Consider the following 23,458-nt stretch of genomic DNA (forward strand, 5'->3'; position numbering starts at 1 on the left):
TCCATCGGGAGTCCAGTGGGGCTGCCTACGATGGGCGGTGTGAAGGTGCTCGGTGCGTGCCCGCTCGACTGCCCCGACGCGTGCTCCTGGGTGGTCACCGTCGAGGACGGTGTGGCGACCGGGCTGCGCGGGAACAAGGAGCATCCGGTGACGCGCGGTGCGCTGTGTGTGAAGGTGAACCGCTATCTCGAGCAGGTCGGGGCGCCGGACCGGTTGCGGTATCCGCTGCGCCGGACCGGGCCGAAGGGGTCGGGGCGGTTCGAGCGGATCAGCTGGGAGACCGCGCTGGACGAGATCGCGACGCGGCTCACCGGGATCATCGACGAATTCGGTGCCGAGGCCATCTGGCCGTTCCACGGCACCGGCAGCCTCGGCTACCTCCAGGGGCTCGAGGGCTACCCCGGCCGCCGGATGTTCAATGTGCTCGGTGCCTCGCACCACCGGCCCACCATCTGCTCGGTCGCGGGCAGCGCGGGCGTGCGCTACACCCTCGGGACCTCCGGCGGCATGGACCCCGAGGATCTGGCGCACTCGGAACTGATCCTGCTCTGGGGCACCAATCCGCTCAGCTCCGGCCATCACGTCTGGAAATTCATCCAGGACAGTGGCGCGCACCTGGTCGCCATCGACCCGGTGCGCACCAAGACCGCCGAACGCTGTGACGAGCACCTGGCGCCGCTGCCCGGCACCGACGCGGCGCTGGCGCTGGGCCTGCTGCACGTCATCGTGTCGCTGGGCGCCCAGGACGACGCCTACCTGGCCGAACACACCGAGGGCTGGCCCGAGTTCCGCGAGCGCATCGCCGAGTACCCGCCCGCCCGCGTCGCGGCGATCACCGGCCTCACCGAGGAACAGATCGTCGGACTCGGCGAACGGATCGCCCGCACCCGCCCGACCGCCATCCGTGCCTCCCAGGGCATGCAGCGGCACGCGGGCGGCGGGATGGCGCTGCGGCTGCTCGCCTGCCTGCCCGGCGTCACCGGCGACTGGGCGATTCCCGGTGGGGGACTGCACTATTCGACGAGCGGACACTTCCGGGTCGATCTCGAGGCGCTGATCCGCGACGACCTGCTCCCGCACCCCGTGCGGACCCTGTCGATGACCCGGCTCGGCGAGACCCTGCTGGAAGCCGAGGGACCACCGGTCAAAGCCCTGTTCGTGATCGCGGCCAACCCGGTCGGCTCCAATCCCGACCAGCGTCGCGTGATCGAGGGACTGTCCCGTGACGACCTGTTCACCGTTGTCCTGGAACACTTCTCGACCGACACCGTCGACTACGCCGACATCGTCCTGCCCGCCACCATGCAGCCCGAGCACCTCGACGTGCTCGCCGGGTACGGCCACCTGTACCTGGTCTGGAACGAACCCGCCATCGAGCCGCCGGGCGAATGCCTGTCCACCACAGAGACTTTCCGGCAGCTGTCGCGACGGCTGGGTCTCACCGAGCCCGCGCTCTACGACTCCGACGAAGAACTGATGCGGCAATTGCTGAAGGGCTACGACCTCGACCGCCTCCGGGCCGACGGTTACCTCAAGATCGAGCCGGGCCCCGTTCCCGCGGGCAAGCTCCAATTCGTCTCGGCCCGAGCCGCTCTCGCCGGACACGACCCGCTCCCGGGCTTCACCCCGCCCGGCGACACCGGTCCCGGCCTCGTCCTGATCTCGGCCGCCTCCCACTACTTCCTCAACACCACCTTCGGCTCCAACCCCGAACTCCGCCGCCGCGCGGGCGAATCCCGGATCGCCTTACATCCCGACGACGCGGCCGCACGCGGAATCGCCGATGGCACACCGGTCGTGGTGCTCAACGAGCGCGGTTCGTTCGAGGCCATCGTCGAGATCTCCGATCACGTCCGCCCCGGCGTCGCCGCGACCACCAAGGGCCGCTGGGCCAAGTTCACCGGCGGCGCGACCGTCAACGCCACCATCGCCGAACGCGATGCCGACTACGCGGGTGGCGCGGTGTTCCACGACAACCGCGTCGAGGTCCGCCCGCGCTGAGTGCGGGGCATGCCGGTGGCACACCCCGCGATCGACCCGGATCACCACCAGGGGTTCACGACCTCCCATCGCACCAGCGTGCCCGGGAAATCACAGCGAGCCCAGGACTGCTGGCCGTCCCATGCCACGTTTCCCCACCGCTGGTAGGTGCCCCACGGACTGCCGAACCAGCCCCACGACTGCCTGCATTCGATGCGCACCTGATGGCGGGTGGGCCAGTAACACTGCGAGTACGCCGCGGTGTTGTTCACCGGATACGCCGCGCAGCCCGGCTGCCACTGCGCCTGCGCGGGTGCCACACCCAGCACCACGCCCGCGCCGAGCAGCGCCGCCGCCGACGTGCTCACCATCGCCCTTCTGCCGAGCGCCCTCATCACAACCTCCCATCAGCGTGGGGGACTACGCCCCCGACTGCTGACAGGCCTCCGCGCCGGTCGATGTCTCGGTGGGCCCGCGGGCCCACCCTTACGTGATATACATCACATTCTAGAACGCCGTCGTTACCGGCGCCGGAACGAGAAACACCGGGTCGGATGCGCACTTCGTGGGTGCGCACCCGGCCCGGTGCTCGGCCGGCTCCCCGCAGACGGTGGCTCGTCCGTCGGCGGGGGCGGCGTCGGTTCGCCGGATCAACGGCAGGTCGGGGTGCCCAGGCGATGTCGGGTCGCCTGAGCGGGGCGGGTGAGACCGCCCCCGTCTATCAGTGCTGGTCGACGGCGGGTTCGCTGGTCAGCCCCGCGACCGACTCGATGCGGGCCACCGCGTCGGCGACGATCCGCTCGACCAGCTCGGCCACGGTCGGCAGGCTGTCGATGATGCCGGTGACCTGGCCCGCGGGCAGCACGCCCGCGTCGGTGCGGCCCTCGACCAGTCCGGCCTTGGTGAGCATGGCCGAGTTGGCCGCCATCACGACCTGCGACCAGCTCAGGTCCTTGGTCTTGCGCATGGCCAGCCCGTCGCGCACCAGCGTCGACCACTTCATGCCGGTCATGGACTTGAACTTGGCCGCGTTGCCGACCGCCGCCGACAGGCCGCGCCAGCCGCCGGAGTGCTCCAGCTTGTCGACCAGTTCGGTATTGAGCATCCGGTGCGGCATGCCGTCGACCTTCACCGAGACCACCGTGTCCTGGAGACCGCGCGCGAGGTATTCCCGCTTCACGGCCTCGGGCACGGTGCTCTCCTGGGTGAGCAGGAAGCGGGTGCCCATGGCGACCCCGGCCGCGCCGTAGCTCAGCGCCGCCGCCAGGCCGCGTCCGTCGAAGAAGCCGCCCGCCGCGATCACGGGGATGTCGACGGCGTCGAGGACCGAGGGCAGCAGCAGCGTGGTGGCGACCGGACCGGTGTGCCCGCCGCCTTCGCCGCCCTGCACGATCACCGCGTCGGCACCCCAGGACGCCACCTTCACGGCGTGCTTGGCCGCGCCGATCGACGGAATCACCACCACGCCCGCGTCTTTGAGCTTGGCGATGAGGTCCTGCTTCGGTGCCAGCGCGAAGGAGGCGACCTTCACCTGCTCGCGGATGAGCAGGTCGATGCGCTCGGTGGCATCGGTCGCGTCGGCGCGGATGTTCACGCCGAAGGGTTTGTCGGTGAGCGACTTGGTCTTGGCGATCGCCGCCTCGAGTTCCTCGAAGGTCATCGTGGCCGAGGCCAGAATGCCGAGACCGCCCGCGTTGGCGGTGGCCGCGACCAGGCGCGGCCCGGCGACCCAGCCCATACCGGTCTGCACGACCGGATGCTCGATCCCGACCAGCTCGGTGAGCGGAGTGCGCAACCGACTCATGCCGCCACTTCCTTCTCCCGGAAACCCTTGGGGTCGAGCACGGTTCGGATGATGCGCAGTTCCTCCTCGGTGGGCAGCCGGGTCTCACCGGCGGTGTCCAGCTCGGCCACCGCGAACGAGGTGTTCTCGGCGACCTCGTCGGCACTCACTCCCGGATGCAGCGACAACGCGCGCAGGGTGTGGTCGGGGCCGCCGAAATCGAACACGCCCAGGTTGCTCACCACGCGGTGCAGGTGGTGGAAGCGGTAGGCGGGGTTGTCGGGATCGACACGGTCGTAACCGATTCCGGAGATGATGTCGACCTGGTCGACGAAGACCCGCTTGTTGTGCCGGGGCACGAAGTAGCTGGTGGCGTGGTTGATGGTGTTGCCCGGCGCGCCGCGCACGCCGAACATCTGCCGGGTCGGCTGCTGGAGCGGGCCGAAGGCCGAGAGGTTCTGATTGCCGAACCGGTCGAGCTGATTGGCGCCCATCACCACGTGACGGCGGCCGGAAGCGACCACGTCGAACACCTTGGAGAACGGAATCCAGCCCTCCACAGGGGCTTTCGCGCCGATCGCGGGGACCTCGGCGAAGAACAGCGCCTCACCGTCGGACAGCAGCAGATCGGGCTCGAAGGTGAGCCGGGCCAGGCGCGCGCCGATGGTGGTGACCGTCGACATGGGGCTGGCCATGATCTCACCCGCCCCACGGAAGATCTCCGCGGCGGCGACGACGCAAACTTCGGCACGGGTCACTTTCATTTCTGCTCCTCGGCGAAAGCGTGGACGGCGGCCTGGTATTCGGCCTCGGAGACGTCGAGATAGCGCGCCTTGAACTCGGCCCACGACTCGTCGGTGGCCGCGGCGGCGACGTAGTGCTTCTGGAACTTCTCGTCGCGCCCGTAGCTGCCTGCGAAGGTGAAGTGCGCGCCACCGGGTGCCTCCACCACGCCGTCGACCAGCATCCGGTTGAGGATGATCGCCTGCTGCGGAACGGCTTTCACCAGTTCCTCGGTCTCCACCAGACGATCGGCGGTGACGTAGCGGCGTTCGGCGGCCAGGCAGTAGAGGTCGTCGAAGTACGGGTCGACGCCGGTGTAGGCGGCGTTGCCGTGCTTGTCGGCCAGGTCCAGGTGCACGAAGGCGGCGTCGAGATTCAGCGCGGGCATGGCGACCAGCGTCTCGGTCCGGCCGTCGGCGGCGGGGTAGGGGGATCGGACGGTCTTCAGCTCGCCCTCCCAGAAGTCGAGCACCGCGGAACCGAGGCCCGCGCGGATCGGCAGGAACGGCAGCCGGGCGGCGGCCGCCTGCAGGCCGCACTTGACCATGCCCTCGTCCATCTCGCGCACGGTGATCGCGCCGGAGGTGCGCGCCTTGGCGAACCACGGGTCGTAGAACGGCGCCGAATCCAGCGAGACGAACCCGTAGTACGCCTTGCGGACCTTGCCCGCCGAGCACAGCAGACCCAGATCGGGCCCGCCGTAGGTGACCACGGTCAGGTCGGTGATCTCCGAGCGCAGCAGCGCGCGCACCAGCGCCATCGGCTTGCGCCGGGAACCCCAGCCGCCGATGCCGATGGTCATGCCGCTGCGCAGCTCGCCGACCACCTCGTCGAGCGTCATCCTCTTGTCGCGCATGGCGATTACTTCTCCTTCTTCTGCGCGGCGAGATCGTCGTCGAAACGCGCCCTGATCTCGTCGGCGACCCCGGCGAGGTTCAGCTCCATCGTGAAACCCTGCTCGTAGCGGTAGGACCGGTGCACGTCCTGCACATCGATGCCGTTGAGCGCGCGCTTGGCGGCGCGGATCACGCGGCCGTCCTTGTTCGCGATGTTCTCGGCGACCTCCATGGCCGCGGCGTCGAGTTCGGCGCGCGGCACCACCTGATACACCGAGCCGTAGTGGTGCAGTTGCTGGGCGGTGAGCTTGCCCGCGGTGTAGAACATGGTCCGCATCAGATGCTGGGGGACCAGCCGGGCCAGGTGGGTGGCCGCGCCGAGCGCGCCCCGGTCGACCTCGGGCAGGCCGAAGGTGGCGTCGTCGGAGGCGACGATCACGTCGGAGTTGCCGACCAGGCCGATGCCGCCGCCCAGACAGAAGCCGTTGACCGCGGTGACCACCGGCACCTCGCAGTCGTAGACCGCGGCGAAGGCGTCGAAGCAGCCGTGGTTGGCCCGGATCAGCGCGGTGTGACCGGTGTCGGCGTTCATCTCCTTGATGTCGACGCCGGCGTTGAAGCCCCGCCCCTCCGCGCGCAACACGACCACCCGGGTCGCCGGATCGCGCCCGGCCGCCCGGACGGCCTCGGCCAGCGCGAACCAGCCGTCGGAGGGCAGTGCGTTGACCGGCGGATAGTCGACTGTGACGACTTCGACGCCCTCGGTCTCGGTGTGACGGTTGATCCCCATCGCGGTGTCCCATCGTGCGCGCCCCGGCGAACCCGAGACAAAGCAAGCAATTGCTTGGTAGGTTAACACGGTGGCTGTAGAAATCGACCTTTCCGAGCAGATCGTTCTGGTGACGGGTGGGGTCCGCGGCGTCGGCGCGGGTATCAGCCGGGCCTTCCTCGCCGCGGGCGCGACCGTGCTGACCTGCGCGCGCAGGCCCGCCGACGAACCGATCGGCGGGACCGAACACCACAGCTGCGATGTGCGCGATCCCGACGCCGTGGCCACGATGTTCGACCGGATCGTGGCCACCCACGGCCGCATCGACCACGTGGTGAACAACGCGGGCGGCGCCCCCTTCGCCCTCGCCGAGGCCGCGAGCCCGAAGTTCCACGCCAAGATCGTCGAGCTGAACCTGCTCGCGCCGCTGCTCATCGCCCAGCACGCCAACGCGGTGATGCAGAAGCAGGACACGGGCGGCTCGATCGTGATGATCACCAGCGTCAGCGGGCACCGGCCCTCGCCCGGAACGGCCGCCTACGGCGCCGCCAAGGCCGGACTGGACAACCTCACCGGCTCGCTGGCCGTCGAATGGGCGCCCAGGGTGCGGGTGAACTCCGTGGTCGTCGGCCCGGTGGAGACCGAGCTCAGCCACCTGCACTACGGCGACGCCGACGGGGTGGCCGCGGTCGCCCGCACCGTCCCGCTGGGCAGGCTGGCCGCCCCGGCCGATGTCGGCAATGCCGCCCTCTTCCTGGCCTCCCCGCTGGCCGCCCACGTCAGCGGGGCCACCCTGCTCGTCCACGGCGGCGGCGAACGCCCGGCCTTCCTGGACGCCGCCACCACCAATCACTGAGTCACAAGCACGAACACAGGAGTCTTGAACATGGACGACCAGCAGATCTGCGCAGGCCGCACGGTCATCGTCACCGGCGCGGGCCGGGGGATCGGTCGCGCGCACGCGCTCGCGTTCGCCGCGGCGGGTGCCCGGGTGGTGGTCAACGATGTCGGTACCGCCCTCGACGGCGCCGAGACCGCCGAGACGCCGGCGCAGCAGGTCGTCGACGAGATCGTCGCGGCCGGTGGCGAGGCGGTGGCCAACTACGACGACGTGGCCGACTGGGAGGGCGCGCGCAGGCTCGTCCGCCAGGCCGTCGACACCTTCGGTGGGCTGGATGTGCTGGTCAACAACGCCGGGTTCGTACGGGACCGGATGCTGGTGAACCTCGGCGAGGACGAATGGGACGCGGTGGTGCGCGTGCACCTCAAAGGCCACTTCGCCACCATGCGTCACGCCGCGGAGTACTGGCGAGCGGAGTCGAAGGCCGGTCGGCCGGTCGACGCCCGGGTGATCAACACCAGCTCCGGTGCCGGTCTGCAGGGCAGCGTCGGCCAGGGCAACTACGGCGCCGCCAAGGCGGGCATCGCCGGGCTCACCCTCACCGCGTCGGCGGAGTTCGGCCGCTACGGCGTCACCGTCAACGCGATCGCGCCCGCCGCCCGCACCCGGATGACCGAGACCGTCTTCGCCGACACCATGGCGGCCCCGGATTCCGGCTTCGACGCCATGGCGCCGGAGAACATCTCCCCGCTGGTGGTGTGGCTCGGCAGCGCCGAGTCGGCCGGGGTGACCGGGCGGATGTTCGAGGTCGAGGGCGGGAAGGTGGCGCTCGCGCAGGGCTGGCGGCACGGTGCGCCCGTCGACCGCGGCGCCCGCTGGAACCCCGCCGAACTGGGTCCGGTGGTGGCCGAACTGATCGAGAAGAGCGTCGCGCCGGAACCGGTTTACGGCGCATAGCAAACTTTGTGGCACAGGTCCCGGGAATCTCCCGGGACCTGTGCTTTTGCCATTTCACGCGCGTTCAGGGGGCTGTACGACTTTTGCTCTCCTCTGCGGGGGAGCGGCGGTGGGTTTACTATGGGCTACTGTTCGTCGATCCCGGCATGAATCGCGACCGGGGGTAATGCTGCGCCGGGAACGAAGGGGATGACAAGCGCATGGCCGTTGGTCGCATGTTGCGCGTATTTGCCGCCGCGAGTGTGCTGGCAGGTTGTGCGCTACTCGGGCCCGCGGTCGCTGTCGCCGCCCCCGGCAGTCCGTCCACCCCCGCCGCCCAGGCGCCAGGAAGTGGCAGCAGCGGGACGGGGAGCAGCGGCGACAACGGTCAAGACGCCGGAGAGCACGCGGAACTGACCCTGCCCGGTGCGCCGGGGGAGCGTCAGCGTGACAGCTGCGGGCACGGCGGCCCGGCCGACAAGTGCCCCGCCACCGACCAGACTCCCGGCCAGGGCCAGGGCCAGGGCCAGGGCCAGGACAGCGACAACGGGCTGGGCCAGGACAACGGCAGCCCCGCTCTGCCCGCCGTGCCCAGTGGATCCGGTGGTGGACAACACGGCAGCAACCCGGCCGGCGCACCCGTCGCCGAAGACGAATGGCAGCCGCTCTCCATCCCGGGTCAGTCCGATCAGGGCATCCCCACCAAGGAAGTAGCGGGCTCCGGTTCCGCCTCCGGCTCGGCCGCCGTCGGCTCCGCGGCAGGCGCCGGTTCCGCCGCGGCGGGTCTGGCCCTCGGCACGGGCTCGGCGGGCCTCGGCATCCTGCTCGGCACCGGCTCGGCCGGGGTCGGCGCCGTCCTCGGGACGGGCTCGGCGGGCATCGCCGCGGTCCTCGGCACCGGTTCGGCCGGTGTCGGCGCGGTGCTGGCCACGGGGTCCGCCGGTGCGGCGGGCGTGCTCGCCACCGGTTCGGCGGGCGCCGCCGCGGTGCTCGGGACGGGCTCGGCCGCGGTCGGTTCGGCCGCCGCGGGCACCGGCTCCGCGGCCCTCGGCCTCGGCTCGGCGGTCCTCGGAACAGGTTCCGCCGCAGTGGGTTCCGCCGGGATCGGCTCGGCCGCGGTCGGTTCCGCCGGTGCGGGTTCGGCGGCGACCGGTTCCGCCGCCGTGGGCTCCGCGGCGGTCGGCTCGGCCAGCCCCCTGCTCCTGCTGCTGATCCCGCTGCCCACGCCCCCGGCCGCCCCCGCCTTACCGTCGATCGCCATCCCGCCCGCCCCGGACGTGCCCTCGATCGCGGCACCGAATATCGCTGTGGCGGCGCCGGTTCCGGCGGCAGCGCCGCCCGCGGCGGAGGCGCCTGCCCCTGCCGCGCCACCCGCCGCCGCTCCCGCTCCGGCCGCCAAGCCCAATCACGAGTTCGTCCCCACCAGTGACAACAGCGGCCTGCCCGAGCCGAAGCTGCTGTCGGTGATCGGTGGTCTGATCGCGCTCACCCTGGCCGGAACCGGTTCGGGCGCAGTGAGTTTCCAAGGTGCCGCGGCAGCCCAGGCGCGGGTGAACGCGGCGCGTGCCGAGTTCTTCGGACCGAGGTCGTGAGGGGATCTTCGATGAGCAGGAGCAAGACCCAGAGCACCTCCCGGTCCTACCGCCGCGTGGCCGCCGCCGTCGACGCGGTCTGCGCGGTGGCCGCCGACTCCGACGCGACCACCCTCGACGAGGTGGTGGCGGCGGTCTCGCTGGAACGTGACCGCGAGATCGAGATCACCAGCGCGCAGCTGGGGCCGGGTGTGTGCGGGCAGCGCCGGTTCTATCCCGAACGCGACATCATCGTGCTCGCCGACGCCTTGCCCAGCCGCGACCACACCCTCGCCCACGAACTGGGCCACATCGTGTTCGACCACGAGGGCGCCCCGACCGTGGAGACCACGCTCGAGGTCAGCGACGACCTGATCGCCTACATGCTCAGCCAGCGCGCGCACGCGCAGATCGTCGAAGACGGCTCCGACGACCTCGCCGAATGGGAGGCCGAGACCTTCGCGGCCATGCTGATGACCCGCCTGCGCGTGTTCAACAACCGGGGCGCAGGCGTCTCGGTCCTTCGATTCGATGAGGCACTCGGATGACACTCTGGTTGACAGCCCTGCTGGTCTGGGTTGCCGCGGGTGCGCGAGTGGGACGCGTGCTGGTGAAGCCGGCCACGACGGCCCGCGTCGCCATCGTCGTCGCGGTGGCCGCGGTCGCGCTCGCCGCGACCGTCGCCATTCCCGATATCGCGGTCGCCGTCGACAACCTGCTGCCCGGCGGTGTGCACAACGGCTGGTTGTCCACCGGCATCGTCGTCTCGGCGTGGATCCTGTTCACCACCGCCACCTCGGTGGTCGCCTCGGCGGCGTGGCCGGTGGTGTCGCGCCGCAATCTGCGCCAGGTGGCGACGGTGGTCTACGGCATCGGCGCGCTGGCGATCGCGATCACGTTGGCCTGGTCGTTCACCTTCGGCTGGATCGTGGTCGCGCTGGGCGCGGTCTTCATCGTCACCACCGGTCTGCGCAATCTGGACTGGACCACCCTGGGTCGTGGCATCGCGATCTACACGGCGGGAACGGCTTTGGTCGCCATCCTCGCGGTCGCCAACGCGGGTCGCGCGCTGCAGGGCGCGGTGCCGCCGCCGCCCGGTGAGCCGCTGTGGGGCTGGGCCGCGTGGGAGATCGCGAGCCTGCTGATCTCGCTGGGCGCGGTGTCGATCGTCATCGAGTTGTGGTGGCGGGCGCGGGTGCTGCTGCGCCGCATCCGGCCGCTGCACAAGCTGATGGTCGGCCGGTTCCCCGAGGTGGTGGCACCCGAGCAGAACGCGACATCCGCCCAGCTCAAGGCCTCCGACCACGTCGCGCAGGTGATGGACGCGCTGTATCTGCTCTCCGGCAGCGGCATCGTCATCCCGGCGGCGGGCGAACCCCCGGAATCGGTCCCCGAGCGGGCCGCCGTCGTGGCCGAGTGGGCCCGCAACCCCCTGGGTGACCTGTTCGTCGACGCCCGCTGGATCGCCCCACCCCCCGGCGTCAGCCCCCGTGGCTGGGTCCTCGCCCTCGCGACCAAGTACGAGGAAGTCGCCGCCGCCGCGGGCCCCGCCCCGAAAGCCACCGCCTCCCGAGGCTGACTCGCCCACTGCCGAGAACCGCGGCACCAGCCGCAAATGTCACAGAGAACGGGCCTGAGGTGGTGGTTGCCCACCGTCTCAGGCCCGTTCTCTGTGCGTATCCGATCTTCTCCGGCCGGTCCCAGGACACCATCAGGTGCGTCAGGCCGACCGCCGTGTGGATCCTATTCCGTTCCATCCGGCGGAATTTCGGGCAAACCTTCGCTTGCCCGAAGCTTCTCCGCCATGGAGGTGAGCAGATTCTGTGATTCTTCGGAGAGGTCGAATGCCCTGCTGGACAGTCGACGCAGCCCGTAGCCCTGCAACTGCGCGAGCAGCTCCAGGTCGTGGTCGATCTTGGCCGCGTAGATGTCGTTGAAGAAGTAGTCAGGCTTGACCTTGAAGAACTTCGCCAGGGCGGCCACCGTCTCGTCGGACGGGTTGGTTCGTTGTCCCGACCGCAACTGCGAGAGATACGGCTTCGAGATCGGATGCCCGGAGGCAGTCAGCGCAGCCGCAACCTCTGCGTTGGTATGCGGCTTGCGCCCCGGGGGATGCACGGTTTCGAACAGCTTGTTCAGCCGCGCCGCGAAATCAGCCATTGTGAGCCGCCCAATTCCCTTCACTGTACTAACAGTCGTTATCTCGGATACGTATCATTGATATTAGCGGCTCAGTAACTGAAAACCTACGCCTGATTCGGGATTTCTCTGCGATTTCCGGCGCTCACCTGCGTGCAGGGGCGGCGGCGGTCGCGTTTGCGGGCCACGCCAACGACTCTTGTGGAGCCGTGGGGTGTCCGAGTTCGTGCCCGTCGCAGGGGTCTTCCACCATGGACTCATGGTAACTCAAAGATAGCTGATATGTCATCGTCCCCCCGGCCCCCTTGATTGTGTGGCGTACGACACGTTCCGGGCGCCCTGGGATGAATGTTCAACCTGGGCGCCCGGTTTCGGTGAGAGCAGTCTACAGGCGCTCGATGATCGTGCCGGTGGACAGGGCCCCGCCTGCGCACATGAGCACCATGGCGGTGCCGGCGCCGGTCCGCTCCAGTTCGTGTAGCGCGGTCGTGATCAGGCGCGAGCCGGTGGAGCCGACCGGATGCCCGATTGCGATCGCACCGCCGTTGACATTTACCCGAGACATGTCCGGCTTGTGTACAGCGGCCCAGGAAAGGGCGACCGAAGCGAATGCTTCGTTGATCTCGAAAACATCGATATCCGAAATCGACATTCCCGAGCGTTCCAGCAGCCGGGTGCACGCCTGCACCGGTCCGTCGAGGTGGAACTCCGGCTCGGCGCCGACGAGCACCTGGGTGTGGATGCGGGCGCGCGGGCGCAGACCCTTACGGCGCGCGACGGTTTCGTCCATCAGCAGCACGGCCGCGGCGCCGTCGGAGATCTGCGAGGAGGTGCCCGCGGTGTGGATGCCGTCCTCGACCACCGGCTTCAGCGCCGACAGGCCCTCCAGGGTGGTCGCGCGCAGGCCGCCGTCCCGGGTGACCTCCACCTTCTCGCCGGTGGGCTGTCCCTCGGAATCCAGCACGGGCGCCGAGACCGGCAGCACCTCGCGATCGAAGCGGCCCTCGGCCCAGGCCTGTGCGGCCAATTGCTGTGAGCGCAAACCGAACTGGTCCACGTCGGCGCGGGTGATGCCGCGCCTGCGGGCGATCCGCTCGGCCGCGCCGAACTGGTCGGGCATGTCGATCGACCAGCTGGCCGGGCGGCGCGGGCCCGCCTCCTTCGGCACATTGGCGCCCAGCGGCACCCGGCTCATGGCCTCGACGCCACAGGCCACGCCGACATCGATCGCGCCGGTGGCGATCAGGCCCGCGATGAGGTGGTTGGCCTGCTGGGCCGAGCCGCACTGGGCGTCGACGGTGGTCGCGCCGGTCTGCCAGGGCAGGCCCGCGTGCAGCCAGGCCGTGCGGGTGACATTGTTGCCCTGCTCGCCGACCTGGGTGACGCAGCCGCCGATCACCTGCTCGACCTCGGACGGGTCCAGGCCCGCCCGGTCGAGCAGGCCGCGCTGTGCCAGGCCGAGCAGTTCTACCGCGTGCAGTCCCGAAAGCTGCCCCCGACGCTTGCCGATCGGGGTGCGAACGGCCTCCACGATCACGGGTGTGCCCATCTGATTCTCCCTCGTAACTGCAACAAGTTCTGTTCTGTAGCCCAGAGTAAAACCGCGAGGTTCTTCCGTACCGGCAACCCCTGTGCTTGAATGATTGTAGAACGTGTTTCAGTTTGTCGAAGGAGACATCTGGTGGTAGATCCGCGCAACGAAGCCACGGGTACCCTGCCGAACCTGCCCGACGGGTTCGACGTCACCGACCCGGACATCTACGCCGAGCGTGTCCCGGTGGAGGAATTCGCCGAGCTGCGCCGCTCGGCCCCGATCTGGTGGAACGCGCAGTCGCCGGAGGTCGGTGGCTTCCACGACGACGGCTTCTGGGTGGTGAGCAAGCACGCCGACGTCAAAGAGGTGTCGCGGCGCAGCGATGTCTTCTCCACCTACGAGAACACCGCGATCCCGCGCTTCAACGACGACATCCAGCGCGAGCAGATCGAACTGCAGCGCTTCGTCATCCTCAACAAGGACGCCCCGGAGCACACCAAGCTGCGCAAGCTGATCGCCAAGGGCTTCACCCCGCGCGCGGTCAACGGCCTGCGCGCCGAGCTGTCCGCGCGCGCCGAGCGCATCGTCAAGGCCGCGGCCGAGGCGGGCACGGGCGATTTCGTCACCCAGGTGGCCTGCGAACTGCCGCTGCAGGCGATCGCCGAGCTGATCGGGGTGCCGCAGGAGGACCGGATGAAGGTCTTCGAGTGGTCCAACGACATGACCGGCTACGACGACCCCGACAATGTCGACATCGACCCGGTCAAGGCGTCGATGGAGCTGCTGGGCTACTCGTACCAGATGGCCGAGGCGCGCAAGGCCTGTCCGGCCGACGACCTGGTGACCACGCTGATCGAGGCCGATGTCGACGGTGAGGCACTGACTCCCGAGGAGTTCGGCTTCTTCGTCATCCTGCTGGCCGTCGCGGGCAACGAGACCACCCGCAATGCCATCAGCCACGGCATGATCGCGTTCATGGAGAACCCCGACCAGTGGGAACTCTTCAAGAAGGAACGCCCCGCCAGCGCCGTCGACGAGATCATCCGCTGGGCCACCCCGGTGACCTCCTTCCAGCGCACCGCGCTCGAGGACACCGAACTCGGCGGCGTGCAGATCAAGAAGGGCCAGCGGCTGGTGATGCTGTACCGCTCGGCCAATTTCGACGAGGACGTCTTCGAGCATCCGGAGAAGTTCGACATCATGCGCAAGGACAACCAGCACCTGGCCTTCGGTGGCACCGGTGCCCACTTCTGCGTCGGCGCGAACCTGGCCCGCCTCGAGGTCGACCTGATCTTCAACGCCATCGCCGACCACCTGCCCGACATCACCAAGATGGGCGACCCGAAGCGCCTGCGTTCGGGCTGGCTCAACGGCATCAAGGAACTGCCGGTCGACTACCAGACCAAGGGCTGCCCGGTCGCCCACTGACCACCGCAACGCGAATCGGCCCCGATACCTCGAAAGGTATCGGGGCCGATCACGTTGTGCGGGTTGATCAGGACACGGCGCGCGCGGTGCCCATCGCCCGGTCGACTTCCCAGAACGCGCGCAGCGCGGCGATCTTGCCGTCGGCGTCGACCTTGTAGGTGAACACGCCCTCGGCGTCGATGACATGGCCCGCCATGGTGGTGCGGATCATGCCGGTGAAGGCGATCTCGTCGCCGCAGGCGAAGGAGTCCTCGAACAGGAACTCGATCGACTCGGTGGCCGCGATGGCCTTGTCCCAGAAGGCGGCGATCGCCGTGTGACCGCGATGGCCGACGCCCTCCGGATCGAAACCCGAAGGGCCGACCGGGTCCTCGACGATGCCGTCGGCGGCGAACAGCGCGACCCAGGCGTCCTTGTCCTTGGCGCGCACCGCGGCCTGGGAGGCCAGGCCCGCGGCGCGCGCGGAACGGTCGAGGCTCATCCCGCCACCGCCGCCACGATCGGATCGGCGATGTACTTCTCGGCGAAGCGGCGCAGCGAGTCCTGCTTGGCGGCCAGCTCGCCGTCGAAGCCGATGCCGTCCATCAGCCAGGGGACCACGATGGTGTCGGTGACACCGGCGTCGGCCAGGTCCTGGTAGCCCCGACGGCCGAAGCGGTCGATGCAGACGGCCTGGATCTCGAAGGGCACCTCGGTGCGGTCGTATTCGGCGCGCAGTTCGGTGAGCTTCGCGATGGTGGTCTGCAACTGCTCGAACTTCATCATCGCCGAGGTCCAGCCGTCACCGATGCGGGCCGCCCGGCGCAGCGCCGGACCGGTGTGCCCGCCGACGTAGAACGGCACCGGCGCGCTGGGCGCCGGACTCATCTGCAGCGACTCGAAATCGTAGAACTCGCCGTGGAATTCGACCATGCCGCCGTCGAGGACGAGCTTGATCACCTCGATCATCTCGTCCACCCGGGCACCCCGGCGCTCGTAGGGCGCCCCGCACCACTCGAATTCCTCGGGTGCCCAGCCGATCCCGACGCCGAAGCCGAAGCGGTTGTTCGACATGTTGGCGATCGAGCCCACCTGGCGGGCCAGCAGCAGCGGATTGCGCGAGCCCAGCTTGAGGACATTGGTGTAGAAGCGCAGGTCGGTGGTCACCGCGGCCATGGACGCCGCGGCGATCAGCGGATCGACCCACGGGGTGTCCGGACCCCAGAAGCGGCTGCCGTCGGGGGTGTACGGGTAGTCGGCGGCCTGCGACTTCATGTAGAACAGCGAGTCGGGCAGGCCGATGGAGGTGAATCCGCATTCCTCGGCCGTCTTGGCCAGCTCGGTGAGCTGGTCCAGCGGGCTCAGCGCGACGCCGACGGTGAATTTCATGACAGACGCTCGCTACCGACGACCCACATCGAGAAGTACTGGGAGCCACCGCCGTACGCGTGGCCGAACGCCTTGCGCGCGTTGTCCACCTGATAGTCGCCCGCGCGGCCCATGACCTGCTTGGCCGCCTCGGCGAAGCGGATCATGCCGGACGCGCCGATCGGGTTGGACGACAGTACGCCGCCCGATGGGTTGACCGGCAGCTTCCCGCCGATGGCCGTCTCGCCCGCGTCGGTGAGCTTCCAGCCTTCGCCCTCGGGCGTGAAACCCAGGTTCTCCAGCCACATCGGCTCGAACCAGGAGAAGGGGACGTAGATCTCGGCCGCGTCGATCTCTTCCAGCGGGTCGGTGATCCCGGCCTGCTGCCACAGCGCCGCCGCGGCGGCCTGGCCTGCCTGCGGGCTCACCTGGTCGCGGCCCGCGTAGGCGAGCGGCTCGGTTCGCATGGCGGTGCCGTGCACCCACGCCACCTTCTTGCCCTGCGCTTCCACGGCCCTGGCCGCGTCCTCGTCACCGATCACGATGGCGCAGGCGCCGTCCGAGGACGGGCAGGTCTCGTCGAAACGAATGGGATCCCACAGCATTTGGGACGCCATGACCGATTCCACGGTGATATCGGGCTGGTGCAGATGGGCGAATGGGTTGCGCGCGCCGTTGCGGCGATCCTTCACCGCGACCATCGCGCCCACGTGCAGCGGGGCGTTGGAGCGGCGGATGTAGGCGCGCACGTGCGGGGCGAAGTAGCCGCCCGCGCCTGCGCCGACCGGCATGGTGAACGGCACCGGGCTCGACAGCGCCCACATGGCGTTGGACTCGGACTGCTTCTCCCACGCCACGGCCAGCACGCGGCGATGCACGCCCGCCTGCACCTGGTTGGTCGCGACAATGGCGGTCGAGCCGCCGACGGAACCGGCGGTGTGCACGCGCAGCATCGGTTTTCCGGTGGCGCCGAGGGCGTCGGCGAGGAACAGCTCCGGCATCATGGAGCCCTCGAAGAAGTCGGGGGCCTTGCCGATGATCACGGCGTCGATATCGGCCATGGTCAGGCCGGAGTCCGTGAGCGCCCGATCGACGGCCTCGCGGATCATTCCGGCCATCGAGACATCGGACCGTTTGGTCACGTGATGGGTCTGACCGGTGCCGAGGACGGCAGCTGCGTAGCTCATGAACGTGCCTCCAGGGTAGCCACCAGGTTCTGCTGCAACGCGGGCCCGCTGGCGGCATGCGCCAGTGCGCGATTCGCGGTGCCGTTGATGATCTCGCGGGCGGCGAAGCCGATGCGCTCCAGCCCGGCCGCGAACATGGGGTTGCCCGAGAGCGGGCCGCCGGACGGGTTGATCCGGGTGTCGGTGTTCAGGCCGATGGCCTGCTTCAGGATCAACTCCTCGTGGGTGAACTGCGCGTGCAGCTCGGCGAGGTCGAAACCGCCCGCGTCACCGCCGGTGACGGCGTTCGCGGCCTTGGCGGCAGACGCCGACACGGTCAGGTCGCGCGCACCCAGAACGGGGGAGTCGATGTAGTGCGCCATGCCGGTCAGCCAGGCCGGGCGCTCGCACAGTTCGCGGGCCCGGTCGCCCACGGCCAGCACGACCGCGGCCGCGCCGTCGGTGATGGGGGCGATGTCGTGGGCGCGCAGCGGGTCGTTGAGCTTCGGTGCGGCCAAGAGCTTGTCGATGTCGCCGCCGCTGGTGCGGGCGGCCACCGCGGCCATCTCGGCCTCGGTCCAGACACCGGCGTCCAGGCCGGCGCGGGCCTGCAGGCCCGCCAGCGACAGCGAGTCGACGCCCAGCGGCGCGACCAGGTATGGGTCGGTCTGCAGACCCAGGATCTGGCGCAGGGTACCGGCCGAGGACTTGCCGAAACCGTAGACCAGCGCCGTCCGCGCTTGTCCGGAGCGGAGTTTCACCCACGCCTCGTACAGTGCCCAGGCCGCGTCCATCTCCACGTGCGACTCGTTGATCGGCGGCACCGCGCCGATCGAGTCGATGGCGGAGATGAACGAGAACGCGCGCCCGGCGAGGTAGTCCGAGGATCCGGAGCACCAGAAGTCGATGTCCGCGACGCCGATGCCGAGCTTCTCGTAGATCTCGTGGAAGCAGGGCGCGAGCATCTCGACGCCGTTGGTGGTGCCGAAGGTCTCCGGCACGTGCGGTGCGTGGGCGAAGCCCACCACCGCGATGTCGGTTGCTGTGTTGGTCACAGTGTTTCAGCGCCTCTCTACAGGTGGTGCGCGAACGAGTCGTAGTCGGTGTCGGGCTCGCCGGTCGGCCGGAAGTGGTCGATATTGGCCATCGACAGGCCCCACTCCTCGCGCGGCTTCCACACGGCCTCGACCCGCATACCCATCCGGACCTCGTCGGCGTCGACGCCGAGCACCAGGTGCAGGAAGGGGATGTCGGCGCCGTCGAGCAGCACGTACGCGGCCACGTACGGCGGCTTGAGACGCTGGCCGAGGAACGGCACGTTCACGATGCAGAAGGTGGTCACGATGCCCTTGTCGGACACCTCGACGAAGTCGTCGGTCGGCGAGCCGTCACGTGGGTCGGCGCCGCGCGGCGGGAAGTACACCTTGCCGTCCAGCTTGGCGCGGGCGCCGAGCAGCTTGCCCTCCATCAGGCCCTTCAGGAAGACGGCTTCCTGCGGCGCGGCGGTGTGCTGGACCGAGTAGTCGACGGGGGTCACGATGCCGGTGACCGGCTCCGCCTCGGCGGTCGAAACCGTCGCCGGAGCAGACGTCTCGCCCGGCTCGAAGGCCGCGATGTCGTGGATGTCGCCGGTGCGCTCGGTGGCCCAGCGGGCCCGCACGCGCATGCCGGTCGAGATGTCGGCGGGGCTCGCCACATCCACCGCGTGCAGGATGGCGGTGTCCGCGCCGTCGAGCTTGATCAGCGCGTAGGCGAAGGGCCGGTCGAACGGCATGGCGGGCAACGGCTCGGCCACCCAGGACCAGGTCTGCACCGTGCCGACATCGGAGACGTCGACGAATTCCGTCAGCGGTTCCGCCGTCTTCGGATCGAATTCCGCGGGCGGCACGATCACGCGCCCGTCGGAACTCCGCACCCCGACGACCTTGCCGGCGCGCAGTTCCGTGAGGAAGCGCCCGATGGTCGGACCGGTGGAGCGGGTGTAGTCGAATTTCATCCGCAGCGGTGCGGACAGTACTTCGGTGTTCCCCAGAGTCACGATATCGAGTAGAACAGGTTCTAGTGACGGTGGCAAGAGCCGGATATTCCAGGAAGGACGGGCAAATGCGCTTTGGCTTGCAACTCGGATATTGGGGCGCGCAGCCGCCCGCCGATACGCGGGAATTGATCGCGGCCGCGGAGGAGACCGGATTCGACGCCGTCTTCGCCGCCGAGTCCTGGGGCTCGGACGCCTTCACGCCGCTGGCGTGGTACGGCTCCGACACCAGCCGGATGCGGCTGGGCACCTCCGTGGCGCAGCTGTCGGCGCGCACCCCCACCGCGACCGCCATGGCCGCGCTGACGCTGGACCACCTCAGCGGCGGCCGGGCCATCCTCGGCCTCGGCGTCTCCGGACCGCAGGTGGTCGAGGGCTGGTACGGCCAGCCCTTCGCCCAGCCGCTGGCGCGCACCAGGGAGTACGTCGACATCGTGCGCAAGGTGCTGGCCCGCGAGGCGCCGGTGACCTCCGACGGCAAGCACTACGGCCTGCCCTACGCCGGCCCCGGCGCCACCGGCCTGGGCAAACCGCTCAAGCCGATCGTGCATCCGCTGCGCGCGGACCTGCCGATCTGGCTGGGTGCGGAGGGTCCGAAGAACGTGGCCCAGACCGCCGAGATCGCCGACGGCTGGCTCGCGATCTACTACGCCCCGCGCCTGGCCGGGATGTACAACGAGTGGCTCGACGAGGGCTTCGCGCGTGCGGGCGCGCGGCGCGGCAGGGCTGATTTCGAGATCGCGGCGAGCGCGCAGGTGGTCGTCACCGACGACCCCGCCGGTGAGATCGAGCGGATGCGCTGGATCACCTCGCTCTACATCGGTGGCATGGGCGCGCCCGAGCTGAACTTCCACGCCCAGGTCTACAAGCGGATGGGCTACGTCGACGAGGTCGACGAGATCTCGGCGCTGTTCCAGGCGGGTCGCAAGGCCGAGGCCGCCGCCGCGGTGCCCGACGAGCTGATCACCGACACCGCCATCTTCGGCGACGAGGCCCACGTGCGGACCCGGTTGAAGGAATGGGAGGACGCCGGCGTGACGATGATGCTGATCTCGGTGTCCGACGCGGATCAACTGCGCCGCATCGCACCCCTTGTCGAACGGTAGAACACGTTCTAAATTCGATGAGATGAGCAGCCAGCAGACAACGGAAGTCCTCGGACTGTGGAATATCGCCGCGGCCGATCCCGAGCGGATCGCCGTCGTCGACCCGGACGGCACCGAGATCAGCTATCGAGAATTGGCCACCCTGGCCAACCGCTACGCCAACGGGCTACGCGGGATCGGCTTGCGGACCGGGGACGTCGTCGTCAGCATGCTGCACAACGGCGTCGAGGCCATCGCCGCGTACTTCGCCGCCTACCAGGCCGGTCTCTACATCGTCGCGGTGAACTGGCACCTCACCGCGCCGGAGATCGCCTACATCCTCGGTGACAGCGAGGCCGCGGCCTTCCTGGCCAGCGAGCGCTTCGCCGCGACCGCCGCCGAGGCCGCCGACCTGGCCGAACTGCCGGCCGACGCCCGCTTCGCCGTGGGCACGGTCCCGGGCTTCCGGCCGGTCTCGTGGCTCGGCGCCGCCGACACCGGCCGCCCCGACGAGCGCTCGGTGGGCGCCCCGATGCTCTACACCTCGGGCACCACCGGGCGGCCCAAGGGCGTGCGCCGCCCGCTCACCGGGGCGGACCCGGATGTGGTTCCGGCGCCGAACAAGTCGTTCTTCAGCCTGTTCGAGCTGGCCCCTTACGACGATCACGTGCACATCTGCGGTTCGCCGCTCTATCACACCGCCGTGCTCAACTTCTCGACCATCTCCATCCAGCTCGGCCACAAGCTGGTGCTGATGGACCGGTGGACCGCCGAGGACATGCTCGCCCTGATCGAGCGCCACAAGGTGACCCACAGCCACATGGTGCCCACCCAGTTCCACCGGCTGCTGGCCCTGCCCGAGGACGTGCGCGCCCGCTACGACGTGTCCTCGCTGCGCAGCATGGTGCACGGCGCCGCGCCGTGCCCGCAGCAGACCAAACGGCAGATGCTCGACTGGTGGGGCCCGGTCGTCACCGAGTACTACGCCGCGACCGAGGGCGGCGGCACGGTCATCAACGGCACCGACTGGCTGCGCAAGCCCGGCTCGGTGGGCAAGGCGTGGCCGTGGTCGGTGATCAAGATCCTCGACGAGACCGACGGTTCCGAGCTGCCCGCAGGCAAGGAGGGCCTGGTCTACATGAAGATGGGCGCCTCCAGCTTCGAGTACCACCACGCCAAGGAGAAGACCGAGGAGGCGCGCGTCGGTGACCTGTTCACCGTGGGCGACATCGGCTACCTCGACGAGGACGGCTACCTCTACCTGTGCGACCGGCGCTCGGACCTGATCCTGTCCGGTGGCGTCAACATCTACCCCGCCGAGATCGAGGGCGTGCTGATGAGCCACCCGAAGGTGGCCGACGTGGCGGTTCTCGGTGTGCCCGACCCGGATTGGGGTCAGCAGGTGAAGGCGTTCGTACAGCCGGTGGAGGGCGCCGACGGCGACGACACGCTCACCGCGGAGCTGATCGAGTTCGCGGCGGGCCAGCTCGCCAAGTACAAGCTGCCCCGCACGGTGGAATACCGCGCGGAGCTGCCGCGCGATCCCAACGGCAAGCTGTACAAGCGCCGCCTGCTCTGAAAAGCGCCGCTAGACGGCCTCGCGCCACTCTGGTGCGAGGCCGAACAACGGGAACAGCCGCTCGGTGTCGAGGAAGAAGTTGAGCCCGGCGATGGTGTCGCCGTCGAGCTCGAGCACCGTGATCGACCACGGCACCCAGACGCCGGGCTCCTCGCTCGGCTTGTAGTGACCGAAGGCGGGCAGCCCGTTGGCGCCTGCCAGCGGCACCATCCGCGAATCGCGGCAGGCGCTGCCGGTGCCGAGCATGAACGCGGCCACGTTCTCCGGCCCGGAGATCCACAGCTCGAACGGCGGCATCGACAGCGCCACATCGGCTTTCAGCAGCGTGGTGAGCGCGTCCATGTCGTAGGCCTCGAACGCCTGCACGAAATCGTCGATGAGCTTGCGCTGGCCGGGATCGGACTCGTCGAACCCGTCGCCGGTGGAGGGCTGCACCTTCGACATGGTCGCTCGCGCGCGTTGCAGCGCGGAGTTCACCGACGCGGGCGACATCATCAGCGCCTCGGCGGTCTCGCTCGCGGAGAAGCGCAGCACCTCGCGCATGATCAGGATCGCGCGCTGGGTGGCGGGCAGATGCTGGCAGGCCGCGACGAAGGCCAGGCGCAGCGTGTCCTTGGTGGAGGCGTGCTCGGCCGGGTCGGCGCCGAAGGCCAGGCCGTTGGGGATCGGTTCGATCCACACGTAATCGGGCTGCGGGGCGGGCAGCGGGGAATCGGGGCGGCCGGGCCCGTTGAGATCCATCGGTCTGGCCCGGCTCTGTGGGCGGTCGAGCATGTCCAGACAGATATTGGTGGCGATCTTGTACAGCCACGAACGCAGACTCGCGCGGCCCTCGAAGGAATCGTAGGAGCGCCAGGCGCGGGTGAAGGTCTCCTGCACCGCGTCCTCGGCCTCGAAGGAGGAGCCGAGCATGCGGTAGGCGTACGCGCACAACTCGCGCCGGTGGGATTCGAATTCGGCCAGCACAGCGGGGTCGGGGCCGGTGGTGGCGGTTGTGGCGTCGCTCATAGTTCCTCACGATGCCACAGGGGTCCGACAGCCGACAGAGCCGAAAACAATTCCGCCGATCTCGCCGGCGACCGATTAATCCACCGGGGGCGCCGCGTCTACATGTTCGAGACCGCAACGACGCCCGAAAGGCCGATACCCATGAGCAGCAAGATGATCTTCATCAACCTCCCCGTCGCCGACCTCGACCGCTCCAAGAGCTTCTACGAGGCCCTCGGCTGGAAGGTGAACGAGGATTTCACCGATCAGAACGCGTCGTGCATCGTCATCGACGACAACATCTGCCTGATGCTGCTGACCAAGCCGTTCTTCTCGACCTTCAGCACCCGCCCGATCGCCGACACCGTCAACACCGCTGCCGCCGGCTACGCCCTTTCGCTGGCCAGCGCCGCCGAGGTCGACTCCCTCACGGACGCAGCCGTCGCCGCGGGTGCCACCGAACAGACCAACGACGACAAGCGCGCCCAGGAAGCCGAGGTCGGCATGCACGGCCGCACCTTCCTCGACCCCGACGGCCACCAGTGGGAGCCCTTCTACATGGCTGTGTCTGTTTGAGCGCTGGCGCGCTCGAGGTCGCGGCCCCTGGAGGGCCGCCGGTCAGCGCTCGAGACTCGCGCCTGCGGCGCATGCGCTTCGAG

General features: G+C 69.3%; 23 protein-coding genes. 10 read left to right on the forward strand and 13 right to left on the reverse strand.

Going from position 1 to position 23,458, the window contains the following annotated elements:
• The first annotated feature begins 30 nt into the window (after nucleotides 1-30).
• Nucleotides 31-2,001 carry a molybdopterin-containing oxidoreductase family protein gene (locus ACWEMY_RS14285; RefSeq protein WP_452390375.1) on the forward strand — a complete coding sequence of 657 codons (1,971 nt, stop codon included), beginning with the start codon at nucleotides 31-33 and terminating at the stop codon, nucleotides 1,999-2,001.
• 41 nt (nucleotides 2,002-2,042) lie between these two features.
• On the opposite strand, the gene ACWEMY_RS14290 is transcribed toward ACWEMY_RS14285, so the two are convergent.
• The 5 genes from ACWEMY_RS14290 to ACWEMY_RS14310 form a co-directional block, all read right to left on the reverse strand.
• A complete protein-coding gene (locus ACWEMY_RS14290; RefSeq protein ID WP_452390376.1) occupies nucleotides 2,043-2,351 on the reverse strand; it encodes a hypothetical protein in 309 nt (102 codons plus the stop codon).
• A 350-nt stretch (nucleotides 2,352-2,701) separates the two neighbouring features.
• Nucleotides 2,702-3,784: an NAD(P)H-dependent flavin oxidoreductase gene (locus ACWEMY_RS14295; protein ID WP_452390377.1), complete on the reverse strand. Its 1,083-nt coding sequence runs from the start codon at nucleotides 3,782-3,784 to the stop codon at nucleotides 2,702-2,704.
• On the reverse strand, nucleotides 3,781-4,527 hold the full coding sequence (locus ACWEMY_RS14300; RefSeq protein ID WP_452390378.1) for a CoA-transferase subunit beta: 747 nt from the start codon (nucleotides 4,525-4,527) through the stop codon (nucleotides 3,781-3,783). The genes ACWEMY_RS14295 and ACWEMY_RS14300 overlap by 4 nt, the downstream gene beginning before the upstream one ends.
• Nucleotides 4,524-5,402, reverse strand: coding sequence for a CoA transferase subunit A (locus ACWEMY_RS14305; protein WP_452390379.1), 879 nt, complete (start codon nucleotides 5,400-5,402; stop codon nucleotides 4,524-4,526). The genes ACWEMY_RS14300 and ACWEMY_RS14305 overlap by 4 nt, the downstream gene beginning before the upstream one ends.
• A gap of 5 nt (nucleotides 5,403-5,407) precedes the next feature.
• The gene (locus ACWEMY_RS14310; RefSeq protein ID WP_375933349.1) at nucleotides 5,408-6,172 is read right to left on the reverse strand and encodes an enoyl-CoA hydratase family protein; all 765 of its coding nucleotides are present in this window, start codon (nucleotides 6,170-6,172) and stop codon (nucleotides 5,408-5,410) included.
• 70 nt (nucleotides 6,173-6,242) lie between these two features.
• Between ACWEMY_RS14310 and ACWEMY_RS14315 the strand changes: the two genes are divergently transcribed.
• The 5 genes from ACWEMY_RS14315 (at nucleotide 6,243) to ACWEMY_RS14335 (ending at nucleotide 11,078) form a co-directional block, all read left to right on the forward strand.
• Nucleotides 6,243-7,007: an SDR family oxidoreductase gene (locus ACWEMY_RS14315; protein ID WP_452390380.1), complete on the forward strand. Its 765-nt coding sequence runs from the start codon at nucleotides 6,243-6,245 to the stop codon at nucleotides 7,005-7,007.
• Between the two features lie 30 nt (nucleotides 7,008-7,037).
• Entirely contained in the window at nucleotides 7,038-7,949 is a 912-nt protein-coding gene (locus ACWEMY_RS14320) for an SDR family oxidoreductase (protein WP_452390381.1), read from the forward strand.
• Between the two features lie 200 nt (nucleotides 7,950-8,149).
• Nucleotides 8,150-9,520, forward strand: a complete 1,371-nt coding sequence (locus tag ACWEMY_RS14325) for a hypothetical protein (RefSeq protein WP_452390382.1) — start codon at nucleotides 8,150-8,152, stop codon at nucleotides 9,518-9,520.
• An 11-nt stretch (nucleotides 9,521-9,531) separates the two neighbouring features.
• Nucleotides 9,532-10,047 (forward strand): ImmA/IrrE family metallo-endopeptidase, encoded by a 516-nt coding sequence (locus ACWEMY_RS14330; protein ID WP_375933360.1) that lies wholly within the window; start codon nucleotides 9,532-9,534, stop codon nucleotides 10,045-10,047.
• On the forward strand, nucleotides 10,044-11,078 hold the full coding sequence (locus tag ACWEMY_RS14335) for a hypothetical protein (RefSeq protein ID WP_452390383.1): 1,035 nt from the start codon (nucleotides 10,044-10,046) through the stop codon (nucleotides 11,076-11,078). Before ACWEMY_RS14330 ends, ACWEMY_RS14335 begins: the two co-directional genes overlap by 4 nt.
• Nucleotides 11,079-11,242: 164 nt before the next feature.
• Here ACWEMY_RS14335 and ACWEMY_RS14340 read toward each other — a convergent pair whose 3' ends face one another.
• Together ACWEMY_RS14340 and ACWEMY_RS14345 are read right to left on the reverse strand one after the other, a co-directional pair.
• Nucleotides 11,243-11,659, reverse strand: coding sequence for a helix-turn-helix domain-containing protein (locus ACWEMY_RS14340; RefSeq protein WP_019044759.1), 417 nt, complete (start codon nucleotides 11,657-11,659; stop codon nucleotides 11,243-11,245).
• A 364-nt stretch (nucleotides 11,660-12,023) separates the two neighbouring features.
• Nucleotides 12,024-13,187 carry a steroid 3-ketoacyl-CoA thiolase gene (locus tag ACWEMY_RS14345; RefSeq protein WP_452390384.1) on the reverse strand — a complete coding sequence of 388 codons (1,164 nt, stop codon included), beginning with the start codon at nucleotides 13,185-13,187 and terminating at the stop codon, nucleotides 12,024-12,026.
• 132 nt (nucleotides 13,188-13,319) lie between these two features.
• Between ACWEMY_RS14345 and ACWEMY_RS14350 the strand changes: the two genes are divergently transcribed.
• Nucleotides 13,320-14,600, forward strand: a complete 1,281-nt coding sequence (locus ACWEMY_RS14350; RefSeq protein WP_452390385.1) for a cytochrome P450 — start codon at nucleotides 13,320-13,322, stop codon at nucleotides 14,598-14,600.
• A gap of 67 nt (nucleotides 14,601-14,667) precedes the next feature.
• On the opposite strand, the gene ACWEMY_RS14355 is transcribed toward ACWEMY_RS14350, so the two are convergent.
• Genes ACWEMY_RS14355 through ACWEMY_RS14375 form a run of 5 tightly spaced genes read right to left on the reverse strand, consistent with a single transcriptional unit; the run spans nucleotide 14,668 to nucleotide 19,109 of the window.
• Complete coding sequence (locus ACWEMY_RS14355) at nucleotides 14,668-15,081, reverse strand: nuclear transport factor 2 family protein (protein ID WP_452390386.1); 414 nt, start codon at nucleotides 15,079-15,081, stop codon at nucleotides 14,668-14,670.
• Entirely contained in the window at nucleotides 15,078-15,968 is an 891-nt protein-coding gene (locus tag ACWEMY_RS14360; protein WP_452390387.1) for a TIGR03619 family F420-dependent LLM class oxidoreductase, read from the reverse strand. Before ACWEMY_RS14360 ends, ACWEMY_RS14355 begins: the two co-directional genes overlap by 4 nt.
• A complete protein-coding gene (locus ACWEMY_RS14365; RefSeq protein ID WP_375933379.1) occupies nucleotides 15,965-17,134 on the reverse strand; it encodes a thiolase domain-containing protein in 1,170 nt (389 codons plus the stop codon). Before ACWEMY_RS14365 ends, ACWEMY_RS14360 begins: the two co-directional genes overlap by 4 nt.
• Nucleotides 17,131-18,168 (reverse strand): thiolase domain-containing protein, encoded by a 1,038-nt coding sequence (locus tag ACWEMY_RS14370; RefSeq protein ID WP_375933382.1) that lies wholly within the window; start codon nucleotides 18,166-18,168, stop codon nucleotides 17,131-17,133. Before ACWEMY_RS14370 ends, ACWEMY_RS14365 begins: the two co-directional genes overlap by 4 nt.
• A gap of 17 nt (nucleotides 18,169-18,185) precedes the next feature.
• Nucleotides 18,186-19,109 carry a Zn-ribbon domain-containing OB-fold protein gene (locus ACWEMY_RS14375; RefSeq protein WP_452390393.1) on the reverse strand — a complete coding sequence of 308 codons (924 nt, stop codon included), beginning with the start codon at nucleotides 19,107-19,109 and terminating at the stop codon, nucleotides 18,186-18,188.
• Between the two features lie 107 nt (nucleotides 19,110-19,216).
• Here ACWEMY_RS14375 and ACWEMY_RS14380 point away from each other — a divergent pair, with 107 nt between their 5' ends.
• Nucleotides 19,217-20,254, forward strand: coding sequence for an LLM class F420-dependent oxidoreductase (locus tag ACWEMY_RS14380; RefSeq protein ID WP_452390388.1), 1,038 nt, complete (start codon nucleotides 19,217-19,219; stop codon nucleotides 20,252-20,254).
• A gap of 22 nt (nucleotides 20,255-20,276) precedes the next feature.
• A complete protein-coding gene (locus ACWEMY_RS14385; protein ID WP_452390389.1) occupies nucleotides 20,277-21,812 on the forward strand; it encodes an acyl-CoA synthetase in 1,536 nt (511 codons plus the stop codon).
• A 9-nt stretch (nucleotides 21,813-21,821) separates the two neighbouring features.
• On the opposite strand, the gene ACWEMY_RS14390 is transcribed toward ACWEMY_RS14385, so the two are convergent.
• Nucleotides 21,822-22,820 carry a sigma-70 family RNA polymerase sigma factor gene (locus ACWEMY_RS14390; RefSeq protein WP_375933393.1) on the reverse strand — a complete coding sequence of 333 codons (999 nt, stop codon included), beginning with the start codon at nucleotides 22,818-22,820 and terminating at the stop codon, nucleotides 21,822-21,824.
• 141 nt (nucleotides 22,821-22,961) lie between these two features.
• Here ACWEMY_RS14390 and ACWEMY_RS14395 point away from each other — a divergent pair, with 141 nt between their 5' ends.
• A complete protein-coding gene (locus ACWEMY_RS14395; RefSeq protein WP_452390390.1) occupies nucleotides 22,962-23,375 on the forward strand; it encodes a VOC family protein in 414 nt (137 codons plus the stop codon).
• The last annotated feature ends 83 nt before the right edge of the window (nucleotides 23,376-23,458 follow it).

The sequence above is a fragment of the Nocardia sp. NPDC004415 genome, from assembly GCF_053602435.1.